A 24,133-nucleotide genomic window follows, 5' to 3' on the forward strand; every position below is an offset into this window, starting at 1 on the left:
ATATGTTATTATTCTATCATGAAACTTAGGAGGGATACCTTTGAAATTCAAATTCTTTTTTATTGTTACTGCTTTTTGGACACTTTTGTTCGCTGTCCCTGTCACTGATGCCCATGGAGAAACAACGACCGATGAACAACTAACCGAATACTATGACTTTTCCAAAAATGAATACGCTTTCTTTGATCAGACCCTTGATGAATTTACCGATAATTACTATCAGCAAGCTGCCTTAAAAGACTCCTTGTCAGACGAAGACCAATTAAACGAGTATCTGCACTCCGTCAATGAGCAATATTCACCAAAAGAAGCAGAACGATTAGCAAAAAATCCGCCTTTATGGTCTTACAATATCGGCAATTCTTTAGAGAAACTGGTCTTTGAAGAAAGGCCTAATTACGGTACGTATGATTTATTGAATACCGTTCAGCCTGGGGATATCATTTTTGAAAAAAATCGAGCTGGAAAACATGGATTCTACCTCCATCATGTCATGATCGTAGAAGGAATTTACGAAGAAACGCATCTGATTAATGGCAAAGAAGAAACCTTTCGCTATATTCGAACGATTGAAGCGACAAAAAAGGATGTTAGACCAGGTGGCGTCGTCTATGGAGTGTTAGATGATACTCGCTTTGATTATACTGAAGCTACTATTTTGAGAGTTTCTGAAGCGACTGCTTTACAAAAAAAATCGGCTATCCAATTTATGGGTAGTCAACTTGGGAAACCTTACGTTATAGTGAAACCTAGCAACCACAGAGATCGCAGCTCATCCAGAAGCGACAGGTATTGTTCTATGCTTGTATGGGCAGCTTACATGAATGCGACTCCAGATGGCAGAATTGATGAGACAACTGATGAAAACGATAGTTCTTTTCAAGGAATTGATTTAGAAGCCAAAAATATACTCGAACTTGATATAGTTAGCCCTAGCGAGAAGCATCAGAGGCAGTAAAAAAGACCAATCCTTCCTTCGCAGATTATAATTATTACTTGCAAAATATTATTAGCTCACCAGTCGAAGAACCTGGTACCGATCTAGCTGATTTTACTTTTAGCGAAATGTCCAATGTCTATCACCTAAGAAACGACTATCGCTTTATCGCCATTGACAGAAACACCCAGAAACCTTATGTCAGTACGGAGCTAACCTTGGGACGTAATTCCTTTGGGACACTCTTGGCGCAACTAGATATTTTTACAAAGTTCTTGTTAACTGATGAAGCTCAAAAAAAATATGCAGATTCAACGATTCCAGTTATCCCAAAGATGATCGCAAACGAAGATATCCCTAACTATGTAATGAACTGGATCAATACCTACACCCACTGTTCTTTTGAAATCGTCTATTCTAAAAACATCACAACGGATCTCAATCATTTACGCTACAATCCAAGTTATACGGAAATCGTAAAAAAAGCGCACCCTATCAATAATGTTCTAATCAATCAAGTCGTTCACATCCCACCCGATTTTACCCAACAACGATTTGATTACACAGATAATCTCACCGTCTACGAGCATTATCAATTGAATAACCCAAATCCAATGCTTGCTGATATTTCCCACAACAAACTGACTGGTGGCTGGTATTATTTTTACAATAATTTTTATGCGTTGATTTGCTTAGAAAATGGAACGTATCGTTATGCAACGTATATTCGATTCCATGGTTCTTTTTCTACTGCAGCAGCGGCTCGTAACGGCTATGGTCTAAATCATGATTATACGATGACAGAAGAAGGAAAAGAGAAATATGGAAAGTATTACTACAACCTCATGATCAATCAGCCCGTTGATTATGGGATCGATTGGTTGAATCAGTACACAAAAGAACGAACGTTGATCGTTTATTCAAAAGATATTGATAAAGATATCGACAGACTAAATAAAGGGACCGCCATCATCGATAAAGGGTTCAACGAAAGCGGCCAATATGTTTACTGCATTTTATAATGTGTAAAATGCAGAAATAACGGTAAAAATTTGAATACATAATCGTAGGGATCGACGAAAAAGCAGTCTCCAATCTTACCTAAAATGGCTTGATTTGAATACTGCTTTTTGACGTTTATTGTAAATTGGCTAGTTCTTTTTGCTTTTCTTCGTAGATTTCTTCAATTTCTTTTTCAGATAAAGGTGTCCCGAATGGTCTTTTTACTTTCAACAGTTCTCTCTCAGGCGCATCTACCCCCACATTGACATCATTGCCAATAGGAACACTATAATGATGGATATGCCCATGAAGGTTTCTGATGGTATCATTTGGACCCAGCAGCATGGGATAATGTGTTAAATAATATTGATGATGATTGAATTTGACAATTGCTCCCACGTCATAGAAATAAAATTTTTTCGTTCCATCTTTATTTCCAGGATCATGTTTTTCCAAATAGCGAAAAAAGTTTCGGCTATCGTGGTTTCCTTTGATAAAGTGAATCGTTCCATTGAACTGCTGAACTAATTCAAGTATTTCTAGGCTACCTTTTTCATATTGCGGATGCATCGCTAAATCACCAAGATGGTAAACGTGATCTGTTTCTTTGACTACCGCATTCCAACTGGCGATCAATTGCTGGTTCATTTCCTCCACTGTAGCAAATAACCTAGGCGCAAAATCATTTTTTCCTAATAGTGCCGCATGAAAAAAGTGGATATCACTGGTAAAAAAATTCATCTCGCATCCTCCTTCTTTCATTCTTTCCTATAGCGTAAATAAAAGTCTCAAATTATTCAAGTATATCACTCATCAACTGATTCTTTCGTTTCTAACTTTCTCTTCTTTTGCAGCACTTGATCATGTGTCCTATCAGAAGGGATCGCATATAATGCAATGCCACAAAGTAACATACCGACTCTAGCAAACAGGAACAATTATTCTACTCCTAAACGATCCGCTAAAGGTCCAGCAAACAATAAACTAATTGAACAAGGGATCTTAAAAAAAGGTAAAAGGTTCTGCGCATGGTAAAATGAATAAAAAATAGGAGGAAACGATAATGGAGATTACTTTTCAAACTGTACTGACCCCTTCAGCGATCACCATCACATTAGATCATGAAGTCGAGAAAATAAGTGTAACCGAGGACAAGCTTCCTTTACCCGAAAATTCATTTTATCTCTTTTTTGCTCAAAAAGAGTGCCAAGCAATTGGCAGGACGATCGAACCTAAAAAGTGGGATAAAGTCATTCTCATCCAACTGTCATGGGAAATCGAAGCCCCACATATGATTGCTTCTCTACTTGAAAAAGCACAAGCAAGTGGGCTGACAATTATGACAGATGAAACATTAGATAGAAAAATCCCCACAAATATCCAGAAAAAATTGGCTACTCCGAATGAAGAAATTTTGACTATCCTCGCACTTTTCGGCTATTCATTAGGCGAAAAGCAAAAAACGGAAAAGCAAAAAACAGCAAAGGCTCGTCATCGCTGGTCAAAAAAGATCAGCGAAATACCCTTTACTGTAAACTTCAGAAACAGCCAAGCAACACTATATTGGCTTAACCGAAATGAAATGTTGATCAAATCAGGTGCAACACTACTTACCGAAGCACCGCGAAATAAAGATGGCTCTATCGGCTATTCAGCAAAATATGGTGAAAAATTACGAGACGACTTCAAAAAGTGTATTTCTAATGGAAAAACGACCAAAGATATCATTGTGAAAAGTGTTAATGAAGCCAGCTTGCTCCTTTATTTCGGTGGCACAAATAGTTGGCTTGAAATAGTTGATGAAAACGGTAAATCCATCGATGAGTGGACAAAAGTGGAATAGACACAAATCCAATGCTACGAATAAGAAACAAAGCCAAGGAGTCGAAGAACTGTTCTCTTCGATTCTTTGGCTCTTTTTATTCAGACCATACTATGAAATCATACTTTTTCAAATAGTCCGCGACTGATCATACCATCCATCAAAAAATAAAATTTATCTTGGCTCATTTTTTGTTTGTCATCTTTGAAGATATTGACAGCTTTCAATCCATTCGCAGTCGTGATCGACATTTTTAACGTTTTGATGTCTTTTGAAACAGTGATTTTCAGCTTAAAACCTTCTTTACTTTGTGGAGTTGCATCTAGCGGACGAATCAATTGATAGTTTCCTCCATTTGTTTCAGTAAAGCCATTGTCTCTAAGGGTGTATCTTTTTGCATCTGGGTGCAGACGATAACTCGTTTTTGCGCCCATTACAGTTGCTATTTGTTCAAATGCCATGCTTTTCACCTCGGTAAATTTATTCTACTTTTATTATAAAAGTTTCTGATTTGTTTTACTAGGATTTTTTAGCCATCTCCATCATCTGTTCACAGTCTACAGTGCTTTACGCTTCTCCACGTAGAATTGAGAATCTCCTTGTCATTTTACTTACTCGTTTCTGCATATTTTGCTTCTACAAAGTTTTTTACTTTACCTAGCCCTAGGCTGCTAAGCAAGATGACTGGGAAAAATTGGATCGGGAATAGAAAAAGCAAGAGTGACATGCTTAAATATGGTTGACCTAAGATCATGGTCAGACTAGCAGCAACTACTACCCCGACGAGCAATCCTGGCGTATAAGGGAATAGACTGACAAAAGCAAAACCTATTGCTGTACTTGAAAAAATTGCCGGAAAGATTTTCCCTCCTCGCCAGCCGAATGCAAAACAAAAGTTCGTCAATATGGCTTTCCCTATACCTAATAGAACTAAATTGAAAAATGAAAATTGAAGGGCTTCTTTGGATAAAGGCAACAATTGATGTTCCCCAGAAAACAAAAAATAGGGAGATACTAAGCCAAATACACCGATACCGATACCTGCCAGCACTGCCTTGATCATTTTGCCCATGATTTTTTCTGCTATTTTGTTCGTCAATTTTTCAATTTTTAAAAATATCCAGCCAAATATCCCTCCAACCAGCCAACCTAAAGGAGCAAATAAAAGTGCCTGCCACTCCCACTGGATCGCAGTGGAAAAATGGAGTGCAAAAACACTTTCCTCTGGCGAAAACTGTTCAATAAATAAAAAACCTACAATACCAAATAATGTACTGATTGCATACAAACCAATTTTTCTGGCTTTATTTTTCAATTTGAAAGGATGATTGTCATCAAAAGCTTCACTGATTCCAGCGAACGGCGCCCGAAAAATCGTTGCTAGCATTGTTCCTATACTGAGCTTCAATAGTTCGTCTTTATGCTCAAAAGTTATTTTTAAATGATCCCCCATCCAAGTGATCATGCCACCCACAACACCCGCAAGTGCAGCTTCTGGTCCAAGGCTTGCGCCAAACATCAATACAACGAGCGCAGCAAAGATGTTTTTCCCGATTCTTCGTTTATAAGAAACGCGATTATTTTTTTTGAATTCTCCTAAGGTTTCTTCGATCGTTGTCGGATAGCGGCCTAAATGTTTTTGAAGCAACCCTACTAAAACGCCACCTACTACCCCTACGATCATTGGGTAAAAAGGAAGTGAAACCATAGCTGGAATATCTTGCCAAACTAAATCAATAAAAAAATTAGCGACTAGTAAAAAAAAAGCTGCGACAGCTCCAACTATCAGACCTAATACACAGCTGTATACCACAAATAACACAGAAAATCTCATGTCTTCGCCCCTTTTCTAACACCTACTGAAATTTTTAGCCACTTGCTAAATCGCTGCCTTACTCCTCAGATAACCCCTCGATTTCTTTACGGATAGCCAGCATTTCATTTTCCAAATGTTCAATGTCATCTGAAATCCCTTGTAATTTTTCTGAGAGTTCAGGATTTTCTAAATTATTTTTATACCGTAAGCTATGTTCTAAACTAGCCCAAAAATCCATGGCAATCGTCCGAAATTGAATTTCAACTTTGATTTTTTTTGTTTCTTCAAGAAAGTAGACTGGAACTTCTAAAACAACATGGACACTGCGATACCCACTCGGTTTAGGGTGCTTTAAGTAGTCTTTGATCGTCAGAATCGTAATATCAGGATGATGGCTCAATGAGTTGATCAACGTGTAGATATCGTCACTATAGGAACAAATAACTCTTAAGCCGGCAAAATCGCGTACATTCGCAAGGATTGCTTGCTCTGAATAATCCAGTTGCTTGCGATTCAATTTGTTCACAACACTCTTGAATCGTTTGATCCTTTTCTGAATTTGGTGGATGCTATTTTTTCTTCCTCTGTGACTATTGCTACTTAATTCACGATCAATAATGAATAGTTTCGTTTCTACTTCATCTAAAGCTGAGTGATAATAAACTTCTAATTCTTGATACAGTTCAATCGCTTCGATACCCAGTGCACGGCTTGTAGCATTTGATTCTTTATTTAAGATATTCATCAATTCCTCAATTGGAATTTCGGACATTTCATCTCACTCCTTAGAAAAAAGTATTTTTGAATGGCGCTCTCATTATAAGTTTAGCACAAAGCTAGTTTTAAACTTAAAATAGCACTCACTGGATAATCACTAATCGTTAAAAAATACGTGGATAAAATAAAAAACCGCTGAGTTGGTTAGGCTCAGCGGAAAAGGGAGATTATTTTTTCAAATAATCATTCGTTTGTTGTTGGTTAGCTTGGTTACGTATCCATCATAAATCACTTAAGCTAAACTATCATAAAAATAATCTAACATTTAGATTAAATAACTCTTTTTTTCAATAAAATCAAGTATTTTTTTATTTTTTCAATAACAAATTAGTCATTTTTTGAATGGCTGATGAAATATTTTCTGTCGCTTTGTCCTGTTTTTCTTCTGACGCGTTGAACAAAGCTACATCTACTCCATCTTTTGTCGTAATACTTTGGATCATTTCTTCACAGCCTGCAACATAAGAAATATAGGCTTTTTCAAAATTTTTGTGGATTCCCATTACTTTGGCTGGTGGACGAAGCTGACTGATTTTCTTTAAAATCAGTTGGTATTTCTTTGTTCCATCTTTGAATAATTCACTGATTTCAGTTAACTCTTCAGAGCTTAGATCAGCCGTTTTATTTTGGTCGATTGCCTCTCTGACCACTTGGTATTTGGGATGCATTGTTTCTCCGATTTCTTCCGTTTCTTTCACCATTCGATCGACAGCTTGAACATAATAGCCCATATTTGGTAACATTCATTTTCCTACTTTCCGATTTTTATTTCATTTGACTCTTTACTTTTTATTTTACCTGTTTTTATTTCTAAAAGACAGGTTTTCTTCATTTACTATTCGATGCATTTTTCTCTATTTCTTAAAAAAGCCTTCCTTCAAACTGTATTGTTTTCCGGACACAATATCATATTGGATCATCTTATAGGCATCATAAAGTGTTTCTTGCTCTTTATTCAATTGTGCTTCTTGACGCCATTGACCTCCTTGATAGTATAATTCTCGTTCAAACGCGGGCAGTGTTTGTTCCATTTCCAATAATAACTGATAGAAACCAGTCGTTGGTTGTTTGGTTTGCTCTAGCAAATTAGCAGCAAAATAAAATGGACTAGTAATCGCATCATGCGTACTGTTCTCAGTCAATTTCCCCTGATTGTCAAACATCAAAAACTGCGTTTCATGTAACGTTTGCTTATCATTTTTATTTTGGATATTTTCTGAATAGATACCCGGTAAATGATCGCCCCAAAAAACAACTAGCGTTCTTCTAGAAAGATCTTTTAACTCCTCGGTAAATTTTTTCAATGCTTGACTGCTGTAAGCAATGTCTTGAAGATAATTAACTAAACTGTTGGTACCACTATCGTCCATCGTCTTTGCTGAATAGTCTAGCTTCGAATACTTTCCATTATATGGCATATGTGTCTGCATCGTTACTAGATGGACAAACTGCGGAGTTTCTGTATTCTTCAAAAGATCCATGACTTCTTTATAGGCAGATTCATCTGAAGTATAAGGATTATTATCGATCGTTTCTGTATATTTCATCGTGTCCTCACTAATAAAGCGATCAAAGCCCATCACCTTATAGACATCTTCCCTTTTATACATGGATGTATTAAAAGGATGGATCGCAGTCGTCTGATATTTTTGGGCATTCAATGTTGATACGAGTGAAGGCAATTGGTCGATTTTAGGCACAAGCATCGTATAAGGAGTGGTCAACTGTGCATTAAATAGTGCCATTGAAAAACCAGTCAGAGCTTCAAATTCGATATTCGCTGTGCCACCTCCGTAATTTTGAGAGAGCATATTCCCACTGTAGGTTTGATTTGCGACATCATAGTAATCTGCCAGTGGATCACCTGAGATCTCCACACCATTCAACCGGCTAGGATCAGAGAAACTCTCACTCATGACATAGATGATGTTTGGTTGCTCTTCTGTTGCTTCTTGATTTTTTTTATCAGCCAATTCCTGATATTTTTCGGTGATCTCTTTGATTTTTGCTTCTGAATATCCTTTAGGCTCATCCATTGGGTCAATTTTTAAATTATACAAAAAACCGCCAATAAACCCAGTATTGTAATAATTCATCTTTTGGCTGTAAGGAATCCATAATGCTGTTTTATTATAGGCCTTACGCAAAAGATTATTAGGATTATTGAAATGACTGATATATACCAATGATCCGATAGTTACACACAATGTAATCATGCGTAGTATCTGGAATCGCCGTCCTTTTTTGAAACTTCGGTAAATCCCCCATAAACCACCAAGCAAGACGAGCACGATCAACCCTAGCAACAAGTAAAAGGAGCCTGTCCCAGTCATTTCCTTCAATAAACTGAACTCCGTGATCATTTTCAAATCGTCTGGATAGATAGGCTCTTGTCGATAACTCATTTTTAAGTAATTTGCATAGCCTAATATCCCGATACCTACAATGTAAAAGAACATACCGAAAAGAAATGATCCCATAACCGATACTAAAAGTAAAAAAATCATCAACAATACAAGACATGCCAATAAGAATTTTTGTGTGTGCCACGAAAAAGCAAAGTTCAACGCAAGGTCAACAGAAAGATCATTTTGACACCATTGTAAATAGAGATTGCTTAATACAACAATCAATAAAGTAAAAATACTGATTGCTGTGTATTTTAAAATACGCTTTTGTGTTAAAGTCAATTTATTTAAGAGATTGCTTAATTTTCTTTTCAAGTAGATACTCCTTCAACTTTCAGTGAATTGCTTATTATTACTGTCTACTTTATTTTAGTAGTTAACCTTTTACAAGTAAAGAAACGAGAAGAATTAATGAAGATTTTTGAATCATCTATGAAGACCAACGCTACAACAAGTCCTAACTCAGACTATAAGAAATCAGGCTATTCAAAAAAATAGAAGAGTTTGCTCTATAAGTATAAAAAACTGAGACACCAACTTTTTGATGTCCCAGTTTTTCGGCTCTATACGCTTACTTTTATTCGCGCTCAATTTCTGATTTATTTAGATCTGCAATTTATTTCTTCCAAAAATCATCAAAAACTGAGATAGGCAAATGACGTTTATGTTGCATTTTATTCCACCATGCTTCAATCTTTTCTTGCGCATCGACTGGAATTTCTCTGCCTTCTAAATAATCATCGATTTCATCATATGTCACACCGAGTGCTACTTCATCTGCAATCAATGGTTTGCCATCCTCTAAATCTGCAGTTGGTATCTTCGTGTATAATTTTTCTGGCGCATTTAGTTCTTTTAATAATTGTTTTCCTTGGCGTTTATTCAAGCGGAACAATGGCAAGATGTCTGCTCCACCATCACCAAATTTCGTAAAGAAACCTGTGATATTCTCTGCAGCATGATCTGTTCCTAAAACTGCTCCAGCTCGTTCTCCTGCAATCGCATATTGCGTGATCATTCGTTGACGTGCTTTAATATTTCCTTTATTGAAGTCGCTGATTTCTACACCAGCTTCACCTAAAACTGTGACTTCTGCATCTACGGCCGGTTTGATATTCACTCGTAAACTAACGTCTGGTTTGATAAAATCTAAGGCTGCTTTTGCGTCTTCTTCATCCACTTGTTCCCCATATGGCAAACGAACAGCGATGAATTGATAGTCCTCATCTTTTGTTTCTTCACGCATTTCTTCCATTGTTAATTGCGCTAACCGCCCTGCTAATGTTGAATCTTGTCCCCCGCTGATCCCTAAGACGAATGTCTTTAAAAATGGGTATTTTTTCAAATATGCTTTCAAAAAATCAATACTTACTCGAATTTCAGCTTTTGGATCAATCGTTGGTTCGACACCTAATTCTTGGATGATTTCTTTTTGTAAGTTCATTGTTTTTCCTCCTTACGCTTCATTGTGCATGTCTGCAACACTTTTTTTCATACGTTCCATCGTCGCCATTTTATGATTCCAACAATCCGTAGATAAGTCAACGGGATATTTTTGTGGATTAAGGTCACGTTTATATTCTTCCCAAAGTGAATCAAGGTTCGTTCGAGTGTATTCCTTGATCTCATCTAAAACAGGCAAATCATAGACAAGTTTTCCATCGATATAGATATTTTGTAAGATTGGACGTGCAGTAAAGTCTCGCACAGTTTTATTGATAAATGTATGAATTGGATGGAACATGAAGATTTCTTCTTCCTCTCGTGGATCTTCGTCCCAAAGAGTGACATAATCCCCTTCTGATTTTCCATCGAAATTACGCGTGATACGCCAAACTTGCTTTTTACCTGGAGTTGTTACTTTTTCAGCATTACTGGATAGTTTGATCGTATCGATCATTTTACCATCCTTACTTTCAATCGAAACTAACTTGAAAACAGCTCCTAGAGCGGGTTGATCATATGCAGTGATCAATTTTGTTCCGACACCCCAGACATCTATTTTGGCTTTTTGCATTTTTAAGTTCAAAATCGTTGCTTCATCTAAATCATTTGACGCATAGATTTTTGCTTCAGTAAATCCAGCAGCATCTAGCTGTTCCCGTACTCGTTTAGAAATATAAGCCATATCTCCACTATCGATACGTACACCTTGGAAATTGATTTGATCACCTAATTCTTTGGCTACTCTGATCGCACTAGGAACTCCTGATTTAAGCGTATCGTACGTATCCACCAAGAAAACACAATCTTTATGCGTCTTGGCATATGCCATAAAAGCTTCATAATCATTTCCGTAAGATTGAACAAGTGAATGTGCATGCGTACCGCTTGCAGGAATCCCGAATATTTTCCCTGCACGTACATTACTTGTGGCATCTGCTCCACCGATGTATGCTGCACGAGTTCCCCAAACTGCTGCATCAAGTTCTTGTGCTCTCCTTGTTCCAAATTCCAATAAAGGATCGTCGCCGATAACTGATTTGATTCTAGCAGCTTTGGTGGCAATCAGTGTTTGGAAATTCACGATGTTCAACAAAGCTGTTTCAACTAACTGGCAATGCGCTAGTGGACCTTCCACTTGGATCAAGGGTTCATTCGCAAAAACTAGTTCTCCTTCACGGGCAGAACGAACTGTTGCTTTGAACTTAAATTCTTTTAGATAAGTTAAAAAACCTTCTGGATAAACATTCATATTACGTAAATACTCAATATCCGTCTCTGTGAATGTCAAATTTTCTAAATATTCGACTAAATGTTCTAACCCTGCAAACACGGCATACCCATGGTTAAAAGGCATTTCACGGAAATAGCATTCAAAAACAGCGTGCAGATCAGCTCGACCTAATTCCCAGTACGTTTGCATCATATTAATTTGATATAAATCTGTATGCAAAGTCAAACTGTCATCTGGGTATATTTTATTCATTTTTTTATTACTCCTCTTGGCAAGTTTTCATTTCTTTCCCATTATAACAAAAAAAAACCTTAGGAGAAGAAATCTTGATTATTTTCTGAAAAACGTACAAAAAAACCACTAAAATCAGATATTCAAGTGATCTTAGTGGTCTTTTATTTATACAGCAGAGGCGATAGTTCGCTGCTCAACGATTACGATGTCTTTGTTTGGTCGCTTAAACTGGATTCCTCTTTGCTCCAAGTCTTGTTTTACGCCAATATGTACCTTGACGTCTTCACGATCAGATTTTAAAATCCGTCGAACCGCAAAGTCTATTTCCTTCTTTGTGATTTTTTTCTTTGTATTGATCATCACTAATTCTTGTTTATCATACGTATCTACAAATAGAATTTGGGTACGATCTAACGAATACAGCTTATAATATTTGATTGCTGAACCGCCAAAGAAAAAATCGACTATCTTAGGGTAAAACGTCTTGATATTCAAATTATTTGTTACAGGTGTCTCGATTAATTTCATCTCATTCCTCTTTTCTTTTTTATATGGATAAGCGTCCAAAGGAATCGCTTTCAATTAAATCAAACAATAACAGAAAAAAACTTTTTCTGTTATATTTAGTATAACATAAATCCAGCGATAAAAAAATAGTCATCCTTTCCCTTGACCTTCTCGTTACGTCAAGGAATATGCTAAAGATGTCAGGAGGTAGAAAATGGAATACACTATCAAAAAAATGGCTCAACTCTCTGGTGTTAGTCCGCGAACACTGCGTTTTTACGATGAAATCGGTCTTTTGAAACCAGCGAGGATCACATCTTCCGGTTATCGTATCTATGGACCAAAAGAAGTGGACCGTCTGCAACATATTTTGTTTTATCGTTCGCTTGCATTCAAATTGGAACAGATCCGCGAGATTTTAGACGACCCAAAATTTGACCATCAACAGGCATTATTGGAACATCAGAAAATGTTACAGGAAAAAAGAGACCAGATCGATACTCTCTTGACAACTATCCAGCAAACACTGACGAACTACGAAGGGGGAACACATATGACTGATCAAGAAAAATTTGAAGGATTCAAACAGCAAAAAATAGCAGAAAACGAACTGCACTATGGTCAAGAAATACGAGAAAAATACGGCAACAAGGCAGTACATGCGACAACTAAAAAGTGGCAAGAGATGGATAAGGAAACTTATCGTGACATGGAAACAATCGAAGAACAGCTTCTAGCTGATTTGACTCACTATCTTCAAGATCCTACAAATCAACAACTAGAAGAGTCTATTTTTTCTTCGCATAAAAAGTGGCTCGCTTTTAGTTGGCCTACTTACAGTTTAGCAGCGCATAAAGGATTAGCGGCAATGTATCTGTCCGATGAACGATTTACTTCTTACTATGATAGCCGTAGCGGTGTGGGAGCAACAAAAGCATTAAGTGAGATCATAAAAAAACAAACAGAATAATCATACTAGTATCAAATAGAAATAGCGATTGTGACAAAAGCTGTCTGCTACAAAACAAGCATAGATTTCCTAAAAATATTTATCTTTTTGTGAAATTTTGATTTGTTTTTGTAATAGTGACTTTTGAAATAACGATTATTCGAATAAAGGAACGTGGGACAAAAGTAAGAAACACTTTTGTCTCATTCTTTAAAAACGAATAAACGATAGGAGCAGAAGCAACTCCGATAAATAAGCCGAAATCCACAAAAATTTGAAAAACAATTTTCGTTAATTTCTTCTTATTTCTCGAAGTTAAACACTTCTGTCCCAACCACGTTTTTCTCTCCAATTTCTCAAACCTAAACGACTTTTGTCTCGACCTCTTTTTTATTGATTATTCTTTTTATTCATCTCTCGATAAATCGATAAGGAATTTTGATTTGTTCCAACCGTTCCTCGATCAGAAGTTGGAATGCCATTTCTCCACAAGCAATCAGCCCGTGATCGATCGTTGGAAAATTCATGATTTCACTGATCAGTAAATTATCCCGACCAACTATCCGTCGATTACTTTCCAAAAAAGATTGCTGTAAAATTCCAGCTGCGACTGTATCTGAATTTGCTAGCACCCCATCAATTGCTTGCTTTTCAAAAAAAGTGCCAGCTTTGATACCTTGCTCATGGTCGATGCAATCCCAATAAACATGCTGATTTTCAAAGTCCGGAAACACTTTGTTACAAAGTTCTAATGTGATTTTTGAATTGTAACTGAGTCGACTGCTTCTACCTAATGTCACACCGAGACGTCTGACTCCCTGATCACGTAGAAAGAAAAGTACTTCTTCAATCGATTGTTCACGGTCAATAAAGACGCAGTTTGCCTTTTTTTCTTTGATTTCTTCACAAAACACAATCGGTCCATATTTTTGATAAGGAAGCAAAGCCTCTAAATGATTCGCTCGAGAAGTAATGATCAGCCCATCAAAGGCTTTACCTGCAAATTCTTCCATGTACATCATTTCTCGGTCCGCTTGGTAATTTGTAGGTAATAAAGTCACCTTATAGTCCTCATTAAAAGCCGACTCAATGATTCCGCCGATCAGTTGATCAAAATATGGGTGATTTGCATAGGGCAAAATGACGCCGATATTTCTTGTTTTCCCATAACTTAACTGCCTTGCACTTGCATTCGGAACATAGTCAAGCTTCTTCATCATTGCCAGAATCTCTGCGCGTTTTACTTCATCCACATACGGATGTTGATTTATCACTCGTGATACTGTTGAAACAGAGTAGCCAGTGAGTCTTGCGATATCTCGAATGTTTGCCATACTCGGTTTTCGCCACCTATACGAAAAGATTTTCTTGTAAATAGTCTACCACAGCATGCCCACATTCGAAAAATTGATAGAATGTTTCATCATATTCAAAGCTGATGCGTTGACCACCTAAATATGTGTCTTTTGTCAAACTAGTAATTTCACTTAAAGGAATTTTCTGAACCATCGTTTTATTTAACCCTTGAAAACTGGAAAGTAACAGCATTGATCCTTTAAATTCTACGAAAGCATAAAAGTAATCATTGGTTGTTTCATTGGTCGTTTTGATATAGGTATTCATTATAAATCCCTCCTTTGATGCTTTGAGTATAGCTTATGAAACGCGTCTCAGAGCAAGGAGTTTGTTTCTGATTATTCTTCTGGCTCCCCAGTAGGATCCAATCGATTGGCCGCCAGAATGAATGGTGCCCAGATCAAGGCAGCCACTAACAAGTTTATGATTGTCAAGACGATGGCCCGCCAGTCACCTGCCGTTGCAAGAAAGCCACTGATGATCGTAGGCATGACCCAAATCACATTCACTACTACCGGACGCACCAATCCTGCCATCGTGGCAAAGTATGCAATGGTCGCAGTTGCTAATGGCGCTAAAATAAATGGAATCATCAACAACGGATTCAAGACGACCGGCAGACCGAACATCACAGGTTCATTGATATTGAATAACCCAGGAGCAATTCCTAATTTACCCACTGTTTTATAATCAGCGCGCTTAGATAGTACCAAGATCATGATGATCAACACTAACGTCACTCCTGCTCCACCAGGCCATACAAAAGCCTCAAATGAACCAGCTACCCATTTGAAGGGGATCGGTTCATTGTTTTGAAAAGCATTCGTATTCTCTACCATCGCTGTTCCATATAAAGTCTGTAAAACAGGCGACATGATATTCGTTCCATGAAGACCAAAGAACCAGAGAACATGGACAAGCAGAACAATAATAAAGACAGCCCCGTAGCCCTGTGAAAGATGCATCAAAGGTCTTTGGATCGCTTCTGAGATCCAATCAATCAAAGGGACACCAGCAGTTTGTTTGAACAGATAATTGATAGTACCAACGACATACAATGAGACTACTGCAGGTATGATAGCAGCAAAAGCTTTTGAGACAGCAGGAGGAACAGAATCAGGCATACGAATAATAATATTTTTACGAATTAGAAGTGCGAAAATGATAACTGATATAAACCCAAAAATCATGGCTGTAAAAAGCCCAGAGCCACCCATATATTTTCCAAAATTAAAATAGCCCCACGCCCCCATTGAAAGTGTTTGCCCACCTTCCGTATCAGCAAGAACTCCCCCAGCGGAAGTAATCATCGTTGCTGCTTCTTCTGATAATTTTTCCGGCAATGTCAACACCGCCGTAGCAGCATCAGGTAATCCAATAATAAAAGCAACTAAAGAAACGATACTACCGGAAACTGGATCTACCCCATAAGCTTTGGCTAAGTTAGCCCCTAAAGATAGTGCAAAAACAACCGCCATGATCGCCAATGTTCCATTCCAGATCAGACCATTCACACCGATAACTGGTGTAAAAAATGTAGTTATTGCATTTCCTTCTCCTAGATACGTATTGGGAAAATCACGCATAAATGCATTTAGCAACACTGCGATTGCACCAGCCATAGTAGCTGGCATTGTTCCAATAAAAGCATCACGTAAAGCAACTAAATGTTTTTCTGAACCTATTTTTGTTGCGACTGGTAAAATATACCTTTCCATCCACTTCATCAATCCGTCCATTCTTATCCTCCTAAAGTCTATTTTTCGTCACTTTGCATCCGCATACATTATAACGATATCACAAATATAACATATATTTCTAAGCGTGCCTACTTAATGTCAAAAGAATTTTTTATACCTAGGAAAAATAGTACACTCTGTAGCAATTTTTTCATTTATATGTGATAAATCGAGGTTGTCATGAAACTATTTCGTTTTAATGCACTCTCCATTTCTTTGATTCACATGTTTTTCTTCTTTATTTCCACCTACATTGATTTTATCTTTTCCTCCTAGAGTTGATCTTATTTTCTCATGGCAACAGGTTTTCCCTTTGTTTAACTGAAAAATGCGCTTCCTCATTAACTACTACTTAGGTCTGATTGTTGTGAAATAACTTTAGTGATAGAGTAAAGAAAAAGGGGAATAGATGATGAAAAAAGCTTCGATTGTTTTCTCACTCTCTTTTTTGAATTTTCCGAAAAACCTGACTGTTGGACTTTCGTTTATTCGAGAGTCAGTAGCAAACCTGATTTTTAGATTTGTCCCACATTCCTTTTTTCCTCAAAGCTCCTCATTGAAGCACCCTCCTTAACCGTATAAAACTATTGATTGCTAAAACCGCAACTATTACCCTTCTTATCATGCAGATCTTCACTGTCAATGAAGGGCTTTTTTATCCAGACAACTTTCAAAGAAACACTGGCTGCACTAGGATAAGTGACCATGAAGATATGAATCATAATGAGATCCTTTTCAATATTGATAAATCAGTTCCTAAAGGTTTTTTCGTTCCCCCTATGATACACTGAAAATAGTAAGTAGTTCATTCACTTATGATCCCTTGAATATCAATACTGTATTTTTTCTATTTCAAGTTTTTCCACTATCCAACAAAAAAGAACAATAGGAGGAAAGTAAATGAAGATAGCAAATTGCTTATGTGGCGCTATTTCAATGGAAGTTCAAGACATTCATTCCGAGGTAGGCGCCTGTCATTGTTCGATGTGTCGTCGTTGGGGAGCAGGACCGCTGCTTACGGTTGAAGCAGGAACTGGTGCAACTATTTCTATACAACCTGACAATTTAGTTACCCGCTATCGATCATCTGAATGGGCGGAACGTGGTTTCTGCTCAATTTGTGGGTCACATCTTTTTTATCATCTTCTTCAAGGGGATTCCTACAGTATCCCAATCGATTTATTTGCAGATCAGGAAGGAGCAACATTGACAGTCGAAGTCTATTACGATCAAAAACCGTCTTACTACAGCTTTGCAAATGACACGAAAAAACTAACTGAAGCCGATGTCATGAAAATAGTACAAGAAACGTATTTTAATAAAGAATAGGCACTACATTGAGGTTTTGCTCAACGACAATCATCCTCAATAGATGAAAATATTACGGGAGGCTGGGAAAGAAGTGTTTAACTCCGAGAAATAAGCCGAAATTCACGAAAATTGCTTTTCAAATTTTTGTGAATTTCGGCTTATTTAAAAAGGAATTGCTTCTGCTCCCATCGTTTATTCGTTTTTAAAGAATGAGACAAACGTGTTTCTTACTTTTATACCAGCCTCTCTGATCGTTCTTTAAACTTACATATAGTGAAGTACCTCATTGAAAAATAGGCCAAGCATGTCTGGGATTAGAATCAGCTTTTCCATTCCATCCATAATATCTGATGATCAATGCTACCCCACCTGATACTGACGAAATTTTATGAAGAAATCAGTCCAAACATATTACTGATTTTCTACGATTATTTTTCTTTTCACATCATTTCAGGTAACCCATAAACCGATTTGCAATTTTTGGATCTTAGGAGGAAAATACAAACAGAGGTGATGACCATGGACAAGATAAATTGGGCAACTAGTTCGGTCCAAGCGGCTTATCAAGCACTAGCAAGTTCAGAAAAGGGACTTTCAGCGGATGAAGTGCAGCAACGCTTAACCAAATACGGTCAAAATGTAATCAACACGACAAAAAAAGAATCGATTATCAAAACATTTTTATTAAATTTCACAAGTCTGATGGCACTCTTATTATGGATATCGGGTTTTATAGCTTTATTTGCCGGTATGATCGAATTAGGGATCGCCATCTGGTTGGTCAATGTGATCAACGGGCTCTTCAGTTTTTGGCAGCAATATCGCGCTAGTCAAGCAACCTCTGCCCTGCAAAAAATGTTACCAAACTATGCTCGCGTCTTACGCAATGGTAAAGTAGAAAACACTCTGGTGGAAAATATCGTACCCGGAGATGTCGTACAGATCAAAAGTGGTGATAATATTCCTGCGGATGGCCGTCTATTGCAAGCTGACAGCATGCAAGTCAATCAATCTTCTTTAACTGGTGAATCCACCACCGTTAACAAGGATAGCGCCACATTAACCGCTGATGAAGTCAAAGCAGCTGGGCGCTTTGCCGAAGCGAATCTGGTTTATGAAGGAACTTCCGTGGTCAGTGGTAGTGGATTGATGGTAGTTACCCAAACAGGGATGAAAACTGAATTTGGGCAAATTGCTTCTTTGACCAGCTCCGTTGATGCAACTCCCAGCCCATTAGAAAAAGAACTAAACGTCTTAACGAAGCAACTTTCCCTGATCGCCATTGTGATCGGTGTGATTTTCTTTCTAGCAGCAGTCTTTTTCGTAAAAAATCCTGTTGTTGAATCATTTATTTTTGCCTTAGGAATGATGGTAGCCTTTATTCCAGAAGGGTTGTTACCAACGGTCACTCTATCTTTAGTGCTGGCAGTTCAGACGATGGCTAAGAAAAATGCTCTCGTTAAACACCTAAATAGCGTTGAAACACTAGGAGAAACTTCGGTTATCTGTTCTGACAAAACCGGAACGTTGACTAAAAACCAGATGACCGTCGAAAAAGTGTGGTTGCCTTATGGACAGTATGAAGTGTCTGGCACTGGTTATGAACCAAATGGTATCGTAACTAAAGACAGCATGCGAATCGAATTAGCTAAAGAAAAAGATCTATTACAGCTGATCCGTATCGGTACATTAGATAACGACTCTGCTATCCAACAAACAGATCAAGAATATCAATTAGTAGGTAGTCCCGATGAAGGCAGTTTACTCATATTAGCGAATAAAGCGGATTATGATCTGGCAGAAGAGAAAGAACGCTATCAAAGGCTTAGTGAACTACCCTTTGATTCAAAACGCAAACGAATGTCGACGATCCATCAGCAACAAAATGATCGCTTTATTTTTACCAAAGGCGGAATCACCGAAGTCCTCGAATGTTGTACTTACTTTTTACTGAATGGAGAAATCAAGCCTCTCGATGATACACGTAAAAAACAGATTCTTGATCAAAATGACATTTTAGCCAAAGAAGGTCTGCGAACACTGGCTTTCGCCTACCGCCGATTAAATCCGGATGAAGCTGAATACAGCATTGAAAAAACGGAAACTCAGTTGATCTTCGTCGGCATCACTACCAGCCAAGATCCACCACGGGAAAACGTCATCGAAGCAATAAAAAAATGTCACGCTGCTAGCATTCGGATCATCATGGTCACAGGTGACTATGGCTTGACCGCTGAAAGTATCGCCCGCAAAATCGGGATCGTTGAAGGTGACGATGTCCGTGTCGTGACAGGCGAACAACTATCAGCGATGTCTGATGACGAACTAAAGGAAAATCTTACCCATCAAATCATTTTTGCCCGAGTCGCACCAGAACAAAAATATCGGATCGTTTCTCTCTTACAATCCTTAGGTGAAATTGTTGCTTCCACTGGAGATGGCGTCAATGATGCCCCAGCTTTGAAAAAAGCTGATATCGGGGTGGCAATGGGAGTCACCGGTACTGATGTCGCAAAAGAAGCCGCCGACATGATCTTAACAGATGATAATTTCACTTCGATCGTCAATGCTATTGAAGAAGGTCGTACGGTCTATAATAATATACGTAAATTCTTGTTATATATTTTAAATAGCAATATGCCAGAAGCTTTTCCATCAATTTTATTTCTGCTTTCTCGGGGAATGATCCCATTGCCTTTAACGGTAATGCAGATCCTTTCTATCGATCTAGGGACCGATATGTTGCCGGCACTAAGCCTAGCCACTGAAAAAACCGAACCTGGAACGATGAACAAACCGCCTCGCAAACGAACAGATCATCTCTTGACCAAAAAGTTGATCTGGAAGGCATTTGGTTGGTATGGTCTGATGGCATCTGTAATCTCGATTGGTGCTTATTTCGTAATCAATTATTCTGACGGTTGGCCAACTATTCCATTGGCAAGTACAGGCAAAACTTATGTAATGGCCACTACAATGACTTTAGCAGCAATTGTTTTTAGTCAGATTGGTGCTGTTTTCAACTGTCGAGCAGAAAAAGAATCCTTATTCAAGATCGGCTTTTTCAGCAACAAACGAGTTTTGTTAGGTATTTTTTTTGAAATCTGCCTGTTAGCCGCTCTGATTAACATTCCTTTCTTGCAGGATGCCTTCAACACCACCAATATTCCATTGATTGCTTGGTTTGGCTTGGCATTGATCCCGATTCCGATCATTCTATTGGAAGAGTTGCGTAAAGCCATATTGCGACATAGGACTCTGGTGAAATAAAACTGTAAATCATTGAGCATCTAGCTGATATAATTGGTACCCAACTATTCGTTTTTTTAACAGTTGGGTACTTTTTCTTTTGAAAAATTAATATCTAGAGATGTTTGAAAACCATTTCAGAGAGTTTTCCTAACAAAAAAGCGAATATGGGACAAATCTACAAATCAGTTTTGCTACAGACTCTCGAATAAACGAAAGTACAAAAGTCAGTTTTTCAGAAATTTCAAAAAAAGAGAGAACCCTGATATATCAAGGTTCTCTCTTAAATACTACATCATGCCGCCCATCATTGATGGATCCATTGCTGGCGCTGCTGGAGCCGCTGGTTCTGGCTTGTCAGCTACGACAGCTTCTGTTGTTAATAACAATGCAGAAACAGATGCTGCATTTTGTAATGCTGAACGTGTAACTTTTGTTGGGTCAACGATACCAGCTTCTACCATGTTTACCCATTCACCTGTTGCGGCATTGAATCCTGTTCCTAATTCAACATTTTTCAATTTATCAACAATGACTGAACCTTCGTAACCAGCATTTTCTGCAATTTGACGAATTGGTTCTTCTAATGCACGAACAACGATCTTGATACCTGTAGCAACATCACCTTCTGCATCTACTGCAGAAACTTTACCGATGACATTCACTAATGCTGTGCCCCCACCAGAAACCATGCCTTCTTCAACAGCGGCACGTGTTGCGTTCAATGCATCTTCAATGCGTAATTTCAATTCTTTCAACTCTGTTTCAGTTGCAGCGCCGACTTTAACGACAGCCACACCACCTGCAAGTTTTGCTAAGCGTTCTTGTAATTTTTCGCGATCAAAGTCTGAAGTTGTTTCAGCGATTTGATTTTTGATCAATTGAACGCGCGCTTCGATAGCTGTTTTTTCGCCAGATCCTTCAACGATTGTTGTGTTGTCTTTATCCACAACAACTTTTGATGCGTTTCCTAGGTTTTCGATCGTTGCATCTTTCAATTCTAAGCCTAGGTCATCAGTGATCACTGTACCACCAGTCAAAATAGCGATGTCTTCAAGCATTGCTTTGCGACGGTCACCAAATCCAGGAGCTTTGACAGCGACAACGTTGAATGTTCCGCGAATCTTATTCAAGACTAATGTTGGTAAAGCTTCGCCATCCACATCATCTGCAATGATCAATAATGGACGAGATTGTTGTAAGATTTGTTCTAACAATGGCAAGATGTCTTGAATGTTAGAGATTTTTTTATCAGTGATCAAAATGTATGGATTTTCTAGAACAGCTTCCATTTTATCATTGTCAGTTACCATGTATTGTGATAGGTAACCGCGATCGAATTGCATTCCTTCAACTACGTCTAATTCTGTTTCGATCCCTTTTGATTCTTCAATAGTGATTACGCCATCGTTCCCAACTTTTTCCATAGCGTCAGCAATCAAATGTCCTACTTTATCAGAGCCAGATGAAACAGCCGCTACTTGTGCAATGGCTTCTTTTGAATCAACAACAGTTGAAATATTGTGTAATTCTTCTACAGCAGCTTTTGTTGCTAATTCGATCCCACGGCGGATACCTAAAGGATTAGCTCCTGCTGTAACGTTTTTTAATCCTTCACGTACGATTGCTTGAGTCAAGACTGTAGCAGTTGTTGTACCGTCACCAGCAATATCGTTTGTTTTTGAAGCAACTTCAGAAACTAATTTTGCTCCCATGTTTTCAAAATGATCTTCTAATTCGATTTCTTTCGCAATCGTTACCCCATCATTTGTGATCAATGGTGAGCCATATGATTTTTCCAATACGACATTACGACCTTTTGGCCCTAATGTTACTTTCACTGTATCTGCTAATTTATCTACGCCACGTAACATTGCTGCACGAGCATCTTCTGAAAATTTCAATTCTTTTGCCATATCTATTCACCTCATCAAAATTTTTCATTCATTTTAATTGATTGCTTTGTTTTTACTCAACGATCGCCATGATATCTTTTCCAGCGACGATCAAATATTCTTTTCCTTCAAATTTCACTTCTGTACCGGCATATTTTTCAAACATTACTTGGTCGCCTACTTTTACAGTAGCAGGAACTTGTTCCCCGTTTTCTAACAAACGGCCTTCACCAACTGCGATAACTGTTCCAGTTTGTGGTTTTTCTTTAGCTGATGAAGCTAAAACGATTCCTCCAACAGTTTTTTCTTCCTCTTTTGCGACTTCAATAACGACGCGATCACCTAATGGTTTTAACACGATAAATCCCTCCGATAACTCTTTTTTGAATTTATTAGCACTCTAACAAGTCGAGTGCTAACCTACATTTTTAATAATACTCATTCTTCCATTTTTTTGCAAGCTTTTTAGATGAAGTTCTATAATTTTTACGTTATCCCTTACGTTTCAAAACAAAAGAAGGTAAATGAAGTATGTTATAATTAAAGAGAGCTTGGGACAAAAGTAAGAAATACTTTTGTCTCATTCTTTAAAAACGAATAAACGGTGGGAGCAGAAGCAACGCCTTCTTAAATAAGCCGAAATTCACAAAAATTTGAACAGCAATTTTCGTTAATTTCTTCTTATTTCTCGGAGTTAAACACTTCTGTCCCAGCCTCTTTATTCTGCCTAATTTTAAGGAGGACCTTATGTCATTAAAAAAATATAGTTTTCTGAGTACCTTTTGCTATGGATTGATTTTCATTTCACCTTTGATCCTTTCCTCTATTGGAATCGTCCATACAACCACAGATTTGATTACTGCGACAGCAATTGCTTATATTTTAGGTGCGATCGTTTTAGCCTTCCTTTATTTTAGACAAAGGGAACCTTTATCCATTGAAGCAGCAGTTCCTAAATCTTCTGTACCAAAAATTATTCTTTATGGACTTGTTGGTATTTTTATCGCCTTGATTCTGCAAAGTTTAGCTGTAACATTGGAAACATTTTTATTTGGAGAAAGTGCGCCTTCTGAAAATACACAAAATATCATCCAGATGATACTTGAAGCACCGGCCTTCATTGTCGCAACTACGATTGCTGGACCGATCATGGAAGAATTCGTCTTTCGTCGTAGCATTTTGGGTATTGTTGGAAGATATAGTAATTTTTGGATAGGTGCCATTGTTAGTTCCTTGCTTTTTGCGTTCGCACATAATGACGGACATTTATTGATCTACTTTTTCTTAGGTTTTTTCTTCAGCTTACAATATAAGGTAACTGGTCGAATTTGGACATCAATGATTACTCATGTCGGAATGAACACACTTGTCGTGATTGTCCAACTCGCTATCCAAAAAGGATTGCTTTCCTATTAAAAATTACCATTGATTTGATAAAAATAAAAAAGCTTTCA

At 37.7% G+C, this 24,133-nt stretch carries 22 protein-coding genes; 7 read left to right on the top strand and 15 right to left on the bottom strand.

All coding sequences use genetic code 11. The annotated features are described in order from the left end of the window. The first annotated feature begins 40 nt into the window (after positions 1–40). Positions 41–958 carry a hypothetical protein gene (locus DVW83_RS15415; protein ID WP_224784406.1) on the top strand — a complete coding sequence of 306 codons (918 nt, stop codon included), beginning with the start codon at positions 41–43 and terminating at the stop codon, positions 956–958. 38 nt (positions 959–996) lie between these two features. Further along, positions 997–1,959, top strand: a complete 963-nt coding sequence (locus tag DVW83_RS15420) for a hypothetical protein (RefSeq protein WP_224784405.1) — start codon at positions 997–999, stop codon at positions 1,957–1,959. A gap of 115 nt (positions 1,960–2,074) precedes the next feature. On the opposite strand, the gene DVW83_RS04680 is transcribed toward DVW83_RS15420, so the two are convergent. Both DVW83_RS04680 and DVW83_RS15825 read right to left on the bottom strand, forming a co-directional pair. Continuing rightward, the gene (locus tag DVW83_RS04680) at positions 2,075–2,680 is read right to left on the bottom strand and encodes a metallophosphoesterase (RefSeq protein ID WP_104661339.1); all 606 of its coding nucleotides are present in this window, start codon (positions 2,678–2,680) and stop codon (positions 2,075–2,077) included. A 65-nt stretch (positions 2,681–2,745) separates the two neighbouring features. Beyond that, positions 2,746–2,877, bottom strand: coding sequence for a hypothetical protein (locus DVW83_RS15825; protein WP_261796690.1), 132 nt, complete (start codon positions 2,875–2,877; stop codon positions 2,746–2,748). A 125-nt stretch (positions 2,878–3,002) separates the two neighbouring features. On the opposite strand from DVW83_RS15825, the gene DVW83_RS04685 reads away from it, so the two are divergent. After that, a complete protein-coding gene (locus DVW83_RS04685; RefSeq protein WP_104661340.1) occupies positions 3,003–3,782 on the top strand; it encodes a hypothetical protein in 780 nt (259 codons plus the stop codon). 98 nt (positions 3,783–3,880) lie between these two features. On the opposite strand, the gene DVW83_RS04690 is transcribed toward DVW83_RS04685, so the two are convergent. The 8 genes from DVW83_RS04690 to DVW83_RS04725 all read right to left on the bottom strand — a co-directional run bounded on the left by DVW83_RS04690 (position 3,881) and on the right by DVW83_RS04725 (position 12,201). Then, on the bottom strand, positions 3,881–4,222 hold the full coding sequence (locus DVW83_RS04690; RefSeq protein ID WP_005880167.1) for a DUF1831 domain-containing protein: 342 nt from the start codon (positions 4,220–4,222) through the stop codon (positions 3,881–3,883). A gap of 146 nt (positions 4,223–4,368) precedes the next feature. Further along, positions 4,369–5,595: a chloride channel protein gene (locus DVW83_RS04695; RefSeq protein ID WP_137239082.1), complete on the bottom strand. Its 1,227-nt coding sequence runs from the start codon at positions 5,593–5,595 to the stop codon at positions 4,369–4,371. Positions 5,596–5,653: 58 nt separating this feature from the next. Further along, on the bottom strand, positions 5,654–6,349 hold the full coding sequence (locus DVW83_RS04700) for a GTP pyrophosphokinase (RefSeq protein WP_123862611.1): 696 nt from the start codon (positions 6,347–6,349) through the stop codon (positions 5,654–5,656). A 313-nt stretch (positions 6,350–6,662) separates the two neighbouring features. Then, positions 6,663–7,097 (bottom strand): hypothetical protein, encoded by a 435-nt coding sequence (locus DVW83_RS04705; RefSeq protein ID WP_104661342.1) that lies wholly within the window; start codon positions 7,095–7,097, stop codon positions 6,663–6,665. Between the two features lie 111 nt (positions 7,098–7,208). Beyond that, positions 7,209–9,077: an LTA synthase family protein gene (locus tag DVW83_RS04710; RefSeq protein WP_104661343.1), complete on the bottom strand. Its 1,869-nt coding sequence runs from the start codon at positions 9,075–9,077 to the stop codon at positions 7,209–7,211. A gap of 301 nt (positions 9,078–9,378) precedes the next feature. Further along, positions 9,379–10,206, bottom strand: a complete 828-nt coding sequence (nadE, locus tag DVW83_RS04715; RefSeq protein WP_104661344.1) for an ammonia-dependent NAD(+) synthetase — start codon at positions 10,204–10,206, stop codon at positions 9,379–9,381. 12 nt (positions 10,207–10,218) lie between these two features. Beyond that, complete coding sequence (locus DVW83_RS04720; protein ID WP_104661345.1) at positions 10,219–11,691, bottom strand: nicotinate phosphoribosyltransferase; 1,473 nt, start codon at positions 11,689–11,691, stop codon at positions 10,219–10,221. A gap of 147 nt (positions 11,692–11,838) precedes the next feature. Then, positions 11,839–12,201, bottom strand: coding sequence for a DUF1827 family protein (locus DVW83_RS04725; RefSeq protein ID WP_104661346.1), 363 nt, complete (start codon positions 12,199–12,201; stop codon positions 11,839–11,841). Positions 12,202–12,394: 193 nt separating this feature from the next. Between DVW83_RS04725 and DVW83_RS04730 the strand changes: the two genes are divergently transcribed. Beyond that, positions 12,395–13,150: a MerR family transcriptional regulator gene (locus DVW83_RS04730; RefSeq protein ID WP_104661347.1), complete on the top strand. Its 756-nt coding sequence runs from the start codon at positions 12,395–12,397 to the stop codon at positions 13,148–13,150. A 389-nt stretch (positions 13,151–13,539) separates the two neighbouring features. On the opposite strand, the gene DVW83_RS04740 is transcribed toward DVW83_RS04730, so the two are convergent. From DVW83_RS04740 to DVW83_RS04750, 3 genes are all read right to left on the bottom strand, one after another. Continuing rightward, the gene (locus DVW83_RS04740; protein ID WP_104662153.1) at positions 13,540–14,463 is read right to left on the bottom strand and encodes a LacI family DNA-binding transcriptional regulator; all 924 of its coding nucleotides are present in this window, start codon (positions 14,461–14,463) and stop codon (positions 13,540–13,542) included. Between the two features lie 16 nt (positions 14,464–14,479). After that, positions 14,480–14,752, bottom strand: coding sequence for a hypothetical protein (locus tag DVW83_RS04745; RefSeq protein WP_104662154.1), 273 nt, complete (start codon positions 14,750–14,752; stop codon positions 14,480–14,482). 71 nt (positions 14,753–14,823) lie between these two features. Then, positions 14,824–16,224: a PTS sugar transporter subunit IIC gene (locus tag DVW83_RS04750; protein ID WP_104662155.1), complete on the bottom strand. Its 1,401-nt coding sequence runs from the start codon at positions 16,222–16,224 to the stop codon at positions 14,824–14,826. Positions 16,225–17,124: 900 nt separating this feature from the next. On the opposite strand from DVW83_RS04750, the gene DVW83_RS04755 reads away from it, so the two are divergent. Together DVW83_RS04755 and DVW83_RS04760 are read left to right on the top strand one after the other, a co-directional pair. Then, entirely contained in the window at positions 17,125–17,553 is a 429-nt protein-coding gene (locus DVW83_RS04755; protein ID WP_104662156.1) for a GFA family protein, read from the top strand. Positions 17,554–18,054: 501 nt separating this feature from the next. Next, a complete protein-coding gene (locus DVW83_RS04760; RefSeq protein ID WP_137239084.1) occupies positions 18,055–20,805 on the top strand; it encodes a cation-translocating P-type ATPase in 2,751 nt (916 codons plus the stop codon). 269 nt (positions 20,806–21,074) lie between these two features. Here the strand turns inward: DVW83_RS04760 and groL are convergent, their stop codons facing one another. Together groL and groES are read right to left on the bottom strand one after the other, a co-directional pair. Then, a complete protein-coding gene (gene groL, locus DVW83_RS04765; RefSeq protein ID WP_005880136.1) occupies positions 21,075–22,700 on the bottom strand; it encodes a chaperonin GroEL in 1,626 nt (541 codons plus the stop codon). Between the two features lie 52 nt (positions 22,701–22,752). Beyond that, positions 22,753–23,037, bottom strand: a complete 285-nt coding sequence (groES, locus tag DVW83_RS04770; RefSeq protein WP_104661349.1) for a co-chaperone GroES — start codon at positions 23,035–23,037, stop codon at positions 22,753–22,755. Positions 23,038–23,426: 389 nt separating this feature from the next. On the opposite strand from groES, the gene DVW83_RS04775 reads away from it, so the two are divergent. After that, complete coding sequence (locus DVW83_RS04775; RefSeq protein WP_104661942.1) at positions 23,427–24,095, top strand: CPBP family intramembrane glutamic endopeptidase; 669 nt, start codon at positions 23,427–23,429, stop codon at positions 24,093–24,095. Positions 24,096–24,133 lie beyond the last annotated feature (38 nt).

Origin of the sequence: Enterococcus sp. VV15 (assembly GCF_005236045.1) — a bacterium.
GTDB lineage: Bacteria > Bacillota > Bacilli > Lactobacillales > Enterococcaceae > Enterococcus_B > Enterococcus_B durans.